Raw genomic sequence first — 9,683 nt, 5'->3', positions numbered from 1 at the left:
CGGTGACCCTCGCCGACAATGAACAGGAGCGCTTATCAATGACTACGAGGACTTCCGGAACCTGCTCCCAAGTGAAGCTCAACTTCAGCACGATTCGTTGGAGCGGACTTTGGTACCCCACGACCGGAGAGTAGTGGGTATGGAAGGGTAAGTAGCTCAATCCTTTGCGTTCAATACCCTTCGAATCCTCAACTAATGTTCCCGCTGCAACTGGCGGGGTTAGTCTCAGGTGTAACCAAACCTCAGCATCTGATTCAAGGTCTTCACGTTCCCCGAGTGCTCAGTCTCACACCGCCCGGCTTGACCGGCCAACTTTATCTTATCTGTGATTGTGGGTCTCGGCATGAGTTCGACCTCCGCAGAGTAGGGCTTCGCTGCCGCGATGCCGAAAGCGCCGTCGGACGCCCAACGAGGCTGACACGTAACCGCCCGTCGGGCCGCATACAGGTTTTTACAGTGCCAGCAATCCTGGCATCTGCCCGACCCGGTGGATCCCGCGCCGGTGGACCGCGGCATCCGCGTCTATTTCACCCGCATGACCGTCGGCGGCGTGGACTTCGCCATCCTTGAGGACCGCAAGTTCAAGAGCGGGCCCGCAGGCAAGATTCCGCAGATGGGTCCGCGCCCCGACCACATCAACGACCCTGGTTACGATCCGAAAGCCATTGACCTGCCCGGCCTCCAACTGCTCGGGGCGCGCCAGGAGAAGTTCCTCCACGATTGGGCGCAGGACTGGACCGGCGCGGAGATGAAATGCGTCGTGTCGCAGACCGCGTTTTGCGGCGCGGTGCACCTGCACGGCTCGCCCGCCAACCGCCTGCTCGCTGACCTCGATTGCAACGGCTGGCCGCAAACGCCGGGCCGCCGCGCGCTCGAACTCATCCGCCGCGCCTGGGCCGTGCACCTTTGCGGCGACCAACATCTCGCGGCAGATGGGACGGTCAAGAGGTCGGCAGGAAGTTGCCGCCCTTTTTGTTCTGGAAAACAAGGCGAAAACCTATTCCTCCACCGCCGCTAATTCCGCCTTCCGTTCCCACCTGCGCGGCGCGCGTTCGGGTGGGGTCGTGTCCACTTTCGCGTAATACGTCTCTTCGCCGAAGCGCTCATCGACGGCTTGCTCCAGCTCCCGCGATGGCATCACCGAAAACCGTTCATGGGTTTCGATGAAGATGACCTCGCCCGCAGGCCTCATGAGGCACAGGAAAAGCGGGCACTTGCCGGCATGCGCCGCGGTGAGTTCGCGGACCGCCTCCAAATCCGCCGGCTTCAAATGCGCGGTGTGCAAGCGCAGATGAACTTGTTTCGTGTAGTGCCGGGGCGCTTCCTCCAGCGGCAGAATTTCCTGCGGAAAGATTTTCGGTTTATCATCTCCGGTGTTCACTTCCCCCACGACCAGCACCGCTTTGTTGGGCACGAGCAACTCGCGATATTTGTTGAAGTTCTCGTTCAAGCAAAGCACCTGCACCGAACCTTCCAGATCTTCGACGGTCACCAGGGCATACGGCTGATTGCTCTTCTTGGAAATGCCCTGTTGCACCGCGGTAATCAGGCCTCCGAGGCGTGTCATGGCGCGCGACGGCAACTGGGCGATCGTGCTCGTGTTGGCGAGCGCGTATTTCTCCAGGATCGGCACGAACGGCGTCAGCGGATGCCCCGTGACGTAGAAGCCGAGGAGTTCCTTTTCCGCGGCCAGCAGCTCGCTTTGCGGCCATTCCGGAAGTCGGCTATTGGTTTCCGACGCGGGTTCGGATTTCTCCTCCAGCATTCCGAACAGTGAAGCCTGGCCCCGCTCGCGATCCAGAGCAATGCTCGCGGCGCGCGCCAGGGTATGGTCGATTTGCGAAAACAACGTCGCGCGGGTCTCTCCGAACGCGTCGCACGCGCCGCTCTTGATGAGCGCTTCCAGCACCTTGCGATTCACAGTCCGGCTATCGACCCGCTCGCACAAATCCGCCAGCGATTGGAATTTGCCGCTTTCCCGCCGTGACTTGAGAATGCTCTCCACGGCGACCTCTCCGATGCCTTTGATCGCGGCGAGGCCGAAACGAATGGAGCGCAACGTAGGACAGGCATCCTGCCTGTCCCGAACACCGGCTTCTGGAGACGTCCCGCCCTTGGCTGTGTCAATCGTCTGTGAGGCCTGGCCAGGCTGGAAGCCTGGCCTACGTTGGGCCGGCGTGAAATACACCCCACTCTCGTTCACGTCCGGCGGGAGCACCTCGACGCCGAACGCGCGCGCCTCATTGATGAGCACGCTGAGTTTGGCGGTGTCGCTCAGGTCGTTCGTCATCATCGCGCTGAGGAATTCCACCGGATGATTGGCCTTCAAGTACGCGGTTTGATACGCGACGATGGCGTAAGCCGCGGCGTGAGACTTGTTGAAGCCATACCCCGCGAATTTTTCGAGCAAGCCGAAAACCTGATTGGCTTTGGCGGTCTGAATATTGTTCACGCGGGCGCAGCCTTTGACGAACACCTCGCGTTGCTTGGCCATTTCTTCGGGTTTCTTCTTCCCCATCGCGCGGCGCAGCACGTCGGCAGCGCCAAGCGTGAAACCTGCCAACACCTGGGCCGCTTGCATGACTTGCTCCTGATAAATCAGGATGCCGTAGGTCTCGCGGCAGATCGGCTCGAGCAGTGGATGTTCGTATTCGATCTTCACTTCGCCATGCCGGCGGCGGATGAATTCAGGAATCAGTTCCATCGGGCCGGGCCGGTACAGCGCGATCAGCGCGGTGATGTGTTCGATCGAGCTGATCTGGAATTTGCGGCAGAGATCCCGCATGCCCGCGGATTCCAATTGGAAGATGCCGACGGTGTTGGCCTTGTTGAGCAAATCGTAGGTCTTCGCTTCGTCCAGCGGCAAATCGTCGATGGGGATGTCGATGCTGTGGGTGGCTTTGACCATCTCGCAGGTGTTGCGAATGACCGTGAGCGTCTTCAACCCCAGAAAATCCATCTTGAGAAGTCCGAGGTCTCCGACCGGCCCCATGGCGTACTGGGTCACGATGGCGTCGTCATCGTCTTGTTTCAGGGGCAGCAAATTGACGAGCGGTTGGTCGCCAATCACCACGCCCGCCGCGTGAACGGAGGCGTTCCTCGTCAAATCCTCCAGAACGAACGCCGTATCGACCAGCTCGCGCGTCGCGTCTTCGGAGTCGTAAGCAGCCTTGAATTCCGGCGATTGCTTCAGCGCTTTTCCCAGATCCATTTTCAATTCGTTGGGAATCATCTTCGCGAGCCGGTCGCATTCCGAGTAGCTGAGGCCCATAACGCGTCCCACGTCGCGGACGACTGATTTTGCGCCCATCGTGCCAAAGGTGATAATCTGCGCGACGGAATCGTGCCCATACTTCCGGCGGACGTACTCGATGACGTCGGCGCGCCGGTCGTCCGCGAAATCGATGTCGATATCGGGCGGACTGATGCGTTCGGGATTCAGGAACCGCTCGAAGAGCAAGCCGTACCGGATCGGATCCACGTTCGAGATTTCCAGGAGATACGTGACAATCGACCCGGCGGCCGAACCTCTGGCCACGCAGGAAATCCCTTTGCGCCGGCCATACCGGATGAAATCACCGACGATCAAAAAATAGCTGATGAAGCCGGTCTTCTCAATCACGGTCAGCTCGTTCTGGAGCCGCTCGATCAGGGCCTGGACGGCACCGGCGACGACCGGATCGCCCAACGTAGGGCAGGCATCCTGCCTGCCTGATGATTGCGGTCGAATTTCCGCGTCTTGGCTTTCAGAATTCGTGACGACGGATTCCGCTGCTGCGCGGGGCAGGCTGGAAGCCTGCCCCGCGTTGAACGTCGGCAGACGTCGCGGGTCTTCGAGCGACTCAACGACAAACTCCTTCCCTTCCGCACGCGCCTGAATTCCGTAGCGCGTCTTCAAGCCTTCGGCCAGCAGTTGGCGCAAATAGCCTTCCCGCGTGAAGTGCTCCGGCGGCGTGAAAGTCGGAAAGTGCAATTTGCCAAATTCGATTTCGACGTTGCATTTCTCCGCAACCTCCAGCGTGTTCAGGACCGCTTCGGGCGTCTCGTGGAACAGCGCCTTCATTTCTTCGGCCGAGCGCAGGTAAAACTGCCCCTTGACGTAGCGCGGCGTGGGATCGCTGAGTGCGATTTGCCGGCCGATGCAGACCAGACAGTCATGCGCGTGCGCGTGGCTTTTCTCGACGTAATGAACGTCGTTCGTGGCGACGAGCTTCAACCCGAATTCCCGGGCCCACGGGATCAAATGCCGGTTGACCTTGGCTTGCTCCGCGATGCCGTGGTTCTGCAACTCCAGGTAAAAATTCTCGGCGCCGAACGTTTGCTTGAACCAATCGATCGCCTGGCGCGCCAGCGGCAGTTGGTCTTTCTGGATCAACTCCGGAATCTCGCTCGCCAGGCAACCGGACAGCGCGATCAAGCCGTCCTTGTGCGCGGCCAGAAGTTCCTTGTCGATCCGCGGCTTGTAGTAGTAACCCTCCAGATGCGCCGCGGACGCGAGTTGGATGAGGTTCTTGTAGCCGGTCTCGTCTTTGGCCAGGAGCACCAGATGAGAGTAAACGTCCCGGCCTCCGCTGCTCGTTTTCTTTTCAAATCGGCTGCCGGGCGCGACATAAACTTCACAGCCGATAATCGGCTTGATCCCTTTGGCGCGCGCGGCCTGATAAAAATCAATCGCGCCGTAGAGCACGCCGTGGTCGGTGATGGTCAGGGCGGGGAATTTCAACTCGTGCGCCTTCTCCATCAACCGGTCGAGGCGGCAAGCGCCGTCGAGCAGCGAATACTCGGTGTGCAGATGAAGATGTACGCAATCCGCATGTGACATCTCCGCAGTTTAAGTCCGCCGGAATAGCACGCGCAAGCCGACGTTGTTCACCGTGTTCACCGGCTTCACCGGCGGTGCATCCACAAATTGGCGGTGAAGCGTAGCGCAGATTTTCAATCAACGGAGTGTTTACTCTGAAAAAAGCCTTGCTTTGGGAAATGAACCTGATAGAAGGTCCGTGTCGGTTAACTCAAACTCAAAGGAGGTTAAATGAACAAACAACTCAGTTATCTATTGGCCATCTGCTTCTTGTCCGGAGCAGCCTTATCAACTCCCCTTCGCGCTCAAACGGCGGAACCCAAAACTCCCGCAACGCAGGAAGCGAAGGACAAGAAACCCGCGGCGATCCCTTTCACCGGGAAATTGGGCGCCGTGGATAAGGCGGCCATGAGCATCACCCTCGATGGAAAAACCAAGAAGCGGACCATCCGCCTCACTCCGCAAACGCGCATCCTCAGAGCGGGCAAGCCGGCTACTCTGGACGATGCCGTGGTCGGCGAGGAAGTCGGCGGACAGGCGATCAAGAACGCCGAGGGACAGGAAGAAGCTGTGTCGCTGCGCGTGGGCCCCAAGCCTGAAACAGAGCCAAAGCCAAAGAAACAGAAGAAGGACGGCCAGGCTACGAAGCAGTAACCTGTGGATCTTGGAGACCGGCCACGCACGGTCTCGCAGCACCCCACCACACAAGAGGCAGGCCCTTTGCGGCCTGCCTCTTCCCGGTATTGACGCGAATCCAGCCAATCACCGGCGCCACCAGCCGCGGACTCCTGCGGCACGTTCTCCGCCTCCACCGCGGTTTTGATTCCGGAAATGCTGGACCAGGTACTGGCTGCGCGCGGCCGTCAGCGCCATGATGAATTCGTCGTAGCTCTGAAAGCGGTCCGCCGGATGCTTGGCCATGGCTTTCACCAGCGCGTCGCTTGTCGGCTGCGTGATTTCGGGAACCACATGATTGGGCGGCGTCAACGGCGTGTGAATGTGGGCGGCGACGACTTCATCGATCGAGGGAGCCTCAAAGGGGACGTGGCCGGTCAGCGCGTGGTAAAGGGTTCCCGCCAGGCTGTACATGTCCGACAAGAAATCTTCCCGCTCGCGTTTGATTTTTTCGGGTGCGATGTAATACGGGGTTCCCCAGACTGCTTCCTCCGGTGCATCCGATTCGATCTTCCGCGCCAATCCGAAATCGACGAGCTTGGGCTCGCCATCGGCGTTGAAGAGAATGTTGCCCGGCTTGATGTCGCGATGCAGGAGATCGTGCTTGAGCGCGGTGTCGAGCGCGGAGGCGACTTTGATGCCGATGTCCAAGACGTCCAGCTCCGGAAGGCGTTGTTCGTGTTCGATGCGTCCGTCCAGGCTCCCGCAATCCGCGAGTTCCATGACCAGATACCGCTGGCCGTTGGATTCGTCGAACGTGTAAATGTGAATGATGTTGGTGTGGTTGAGCGCGGCGCAAGCGCGGGCTTCACGATAAAAACTCTCCAGCGCTTGCGGATCGTCCGCAAGCTCCTGCCTCATCAACTTGACCGCCACTTCGCGTTCCAGCGTCGTGTCGAAAGCGCGGTAAACCGTCCCCATCCCGCCGGAAGCGATGGCGGAGAGCAATTCAAATTGCCGCAATCGCAGCGGCATCATGAGCGGATGTTCGCATTTGGTGCACGGGACAGTAGCCAGGGGCTCGAGATCACCCGAGATGAACACCTTGGCGCCGCAGCCGCCGCATGTGACCATCTTCAATGGCCTTTTGCTTTCAATCGACAGAGACATTTCCGGTGGAAAATAAGCATTTCGTGTTCCGGCCACAAGCCCTCGTCACTGGCGGCCATCGCCCCAAACAAGATTCCAGGGACGCGGTGGAACGCGGTGGAACGCGTCCCTGCCCGGTTCATGGGAAGCTTCCGCGGCCTCCCAGCCGTGCGCACGGCCCTTGAACCGAAGACGGCGCGGACCGCAGCCTTCAGGCTGCTTCCGCGCACTCCGCGCAGACGAGCGTTGAAGCGGCCTAAAGGCGCCTAAAGGCCGCAGTCCGAAGAGACAGTTCATGGGAAGAATACCTGGGGATTGCCTTGCGAAACAACCCACCTCCGCCCACCTCCGTTCACTGGGACGCGCGCCGCTTCCATGCGAGCGAGAGGATCCGCAGCACGAATCGTGGATTGCCCAATAGATAACGGCGCCACAACTCGCGCGGTTCCGAGCCAAGCCGATGCAGCCATTGCAACCCCAGCCGCCGCCAAACAACCGGCGCCTCGGTCATGGTCCCCGCCTCGATCCGGATTGTCCCGCCGCCGATTCCCCAGGGGACGGCCTGCGGGCAAACCTGCGCCGCCAGCTCCGCGAGCCGCTCGGTTTTCGGACTGCCCATTCCGAGAAAAATAAGATCGGACTCCGGGTGTGCGGCCAGAATTTCCTTGTATTCACTCTCGCTCAGAAACCCGGAGCAAGCCTTGACGATACGGCAGTGCGGCGAATCGCGGTTTGCTTTCTCCGCCGCCGCTTCCGCTTCCGCAGACGAACACCCGATCAAGACGCCTTGGCTGCGCGGCATCGTGTCGTCCTTCAGGAAGGCGTGAAAGGCCTCGGTCATGTTGCATCGCTCGGAGATCGGATGGCCAAGAAACCGCGCCGCCCACACCACGGCCATGCCGTCCGCGGCCACGATGCGCGCCGCGTTCAAACATCGCCGAAGCCCATCGTCCGCGCACGCCATATTGTAAATGTGCGAATTGAGGCACAGGATCGTGCGTGGCGTCAGGCTTTTGTCGGCCAGAAGCAGCTTCAGTTCGGCCAACAAATCTCCAATCGAGTGCGGCGAACACCTCGTCACGCCAAAGGGGAACTTGGCGCGTGGATTCATTTGAAAGCCGCGGAGCGCGGACAGCCTTGTCCGCGAGTTCCGCCACGCCAACCCGAAGTCTCCCTACCGCACAGCCGCTGGGAATTGGTTCTCCCTCTCCCCCAGGGAGAGTACCTATTTTGCGTGTCCGGCAAATCCAATGCGCCGGGTCGAACCATGCTCCCTTTCCCCTCACCCTGGCCCTCTCCCCAAGGAGAGGGAAGCGGTGTCGCCGTCGTGGCGCAATCCAAAGCCTGCTTTACTGCCCCGCACCAGTCATCCATTCTCCCTCTCCCCAAGGGAGAGGGCCGGGGTGAGGGGGAAGGAAGTGGAGATCTCTCCACGCCCCCAGAATTGTGCGAAGCGCTAAACATGGACATGCCGTACTGAGTATTTGGCAAGCTTGGCGGTTGACGATCCATACTCACATCCGGACCAGGCGCCGATACAGTTCATCGTATTTTTGTCCGACTACCGAAGCGGACCGTTCCCGAACCGACTCGCGGATTCTCTCCGGCGACCAGAGTTTGGGGCGCCAGTTCAAAATGGACCTCAGCTTATTCGCCAGATCGTCCGCATCGCCAGGCTCGAAAAAACAGCCCGTTTCCCCGTCGCGGACGATATCAACATTCCCGCCGCTGGCGGAAACCAGCGCTGGCAGCCCTAGAGCCAGAGCTTCCATAAGCGCGACGGAACACGGCTCATTCGTGGACGGAAGCACAAACCAATCGGCCTGCCGCATCGCCTCGCTCATGGAGCGAGTGGCTCCTCGAAGCAGGATGCGCTCGCCGAGGCCTTCGCTCCGGAGGAGCTGCCGCAACTCCGCCTCGTATTTCAGGGAATCGGGATCCGTCCGCACGACCGGCCCCCAGATCGAGACTTCGATTCGCTCGCGTTCGGAGGGGTCGAGCCGCTGCAGCGCGCGCACGAGCAAATCCCACTTCTTCCATCGAAGCAAGCTGCCCGCGCCGACGAGCCGAAGCGATGCGCCACGGCCCGACGCCGCCGCGGCGTCCGACATCGGTTCGAGAAGGTATTGGTCGCTGAAACAAGCTGAGATCACGCTGATCTTCGGCGGCTGCTCCGTCAGCGCGTAATGCCGGGCCATGTTCGGCGTCAGGAAAACCGTGCAAAAATTTGGGTGCGCCGCGGCGCGTTGATACATCCGCACGCGGCGCGCGTAATCGTGGTTGGTGAAGAGCACGCGGCGGTTCGACCGCGCCGCCAATCCCCACGCGATCAGGAACCCGCAGCGCGAATGCGCGTGAATGATGTCGAACGGCTCGCGCGCGAGAAGCCTTCGCACTTCGATCAGCGCCAGAGCCGCGCGCCAGAAAATCCCCCAGTGACTGGCCATCTCGCTGCAGACGAAACGCGAGGTGCGATAGTCCAGAACGGGCTGGCGCGTTTCCACGTAGCAGCGGTTGACATAAACGCTGTGCTGCCAGCCTTGATCCTTCGTGGCGGACTGCAAATGGCGGAGGACCGAGAGGATGCCTCCCGCGTCTTCGAGGTTGCCCGCCAGATGGAGAACTTTCATGTCACTCAGGACGCCGGCGCCGCCGTTCGCTGGGTCGCGTGCTTTCTAACGCAACGCCGCGCGAATACCCACCCAAAACCGCTCCGCCCCCGTCGCGAGCCCCAGCGCCGCCAACTAACGAATCGGAAAATTCCACTCTATGCGTAGCTTATCCGCGCCCATCCGCGCTATCCGCGGTCATAAAATGTCCGAAGTTTGGTGACGATATTGATTGTCATGCGTGACAGTTGCTGCCAAGAGGAAGCGAACTTCAGACAAGGAGGATGCCATGGAACAAGAATTCCCAAGTATTGGACCGCGGATAGCGCGGATGGGCGCGGATAGGCAGAAACCACATCCGGAGCCGATGCTGTATCAGGATCTAAGAGCGTGTCCGAAAATTGCGCGGGGTCCTGCGGCGAGGGATTTTGGCTGTGGCCAAGGCGGCGAGGTCCGAGCATCCCCAACGCGGGCTGTAAGGACCGAGCCAACGCAGGCCACGGACAAAA

The 9,683-nt window shown here is 60.3% G+C and carries 6 protein-coding genes and 1 pseudogene; 2 read left to right on the top strand and 5 right to left on the bottom strand.

Annotation, left to right across the window (positions count from 1 at the left end; all coding sequences use genetic code 11):
- The first annotated feature begins 451 nt into the window (after window positions 1–451).
- Window positions 452–928: pseudogene (locus FJ398_21965) on the top strand (hypothetical protein).
- Window positions 929–997: 69 nt separating this feature from the next.
- Here FJ398_21965 and FJ398_21960 read toward each other — a convergent pair.
- On the bottom strand, window positions 998–4,822 hold the full coding sequence (locus FJ398_21960) for a DNA polymerase III subunit alpha (protein MBM3840576.1): 3,825 nt from the start codon (window positions 4,820–4,822) through the stop codon (window positions 998–1,000).
- 210 nt (window positions 4,823–5,032) lie between these two features.
- On the opposite strand from FJ398_21960, the gene FJ398_21955 reads away from it, so the two are divergent.
- Window positions 5,033–5,455 carry a hypothetical protein gene (locus tag FJ398_21955; protein MBM3840575.1) on the top strand — a complete coding sequence of 141 codons (423 nt, stop codon included), beginning with the start codon at window positions 5,033–5,035 and terminating at the stop codon, window positions 5,453–5,455.
- 108 nt (window positions 5,456–5,563) lie between these two features.
- Here FJ398_21955 and FJ398_21950 read toward each other — a convergent pair whose 3' ends face one another.
- From FJ398_21950 to FJ398_21935, 4 genes are all read right to left on the bottom strand, one after another.
- Window positions 5,564–6,586 carry a serine/threonine protein kinase gene (locus FJ398_21950; GenBank protein MBM3840574.1) on the bottom strand — a complete coding sequence of 341 codons (1,023 nt, stop codon included), beginning with the start codon at window positions 6,584–6,586 and terminating at the stop codon, window positions 5,564–5,566.
- Window positions 6,587–6,631: 45 nt separating this feature from the next.
- Window positions 6,632–6,862, bottom strand: coding sequence for a hypothetical protein (locus tag FJ398_21945; protein ID MBM3840573.1), 231 nt, complete (start codon window positions 6,860–6,862; stop codon window positions 6,632–6,634).
- Between the two features lie 55 nt (window positions 6,863–6,917).
- On the bottom strand, window positions 6,918–7,676 hold the full coding sequence (locus FJ398_21940; GenBank protein MBM3840572.1) for a WecB/TagA/CpsF family glycosyltransferase: 759 nt from the start codon (window positions 7,674–7,676) through the stop codon (window positions 6,918–6,920).
- Window positions 7,677–8,079: 403 nt separating this feature from the next.
- Window positions 8,080–9,195: a glycosyltransferase family 4 protein gene (locus FJ398_21935; GenBank protein MBM3840571.1), complete on the bottom strand. Its 1,116-nt coding sequence runs from the start codon at window positions 9,193–9,195 to the stop codon at window positions 8,080–8,082.
- Window positions 9,196–9,683 lie beyond the last annotated feature (488 nt).

The organism is Verrucomicrobiota bacterium (assembly GCA_016871535.1).
Classification (GTDB): Bacteria; Verrucomicrobiota; Verrucomicrobiia; order Limisphaerales; family SIBE01; genus VHCZ01.
The sequence above is the reverse complement of the archived record's forward strand: the minus strand, read 5'-3'. Positions and strand labels throughout refer to the sequence as shown.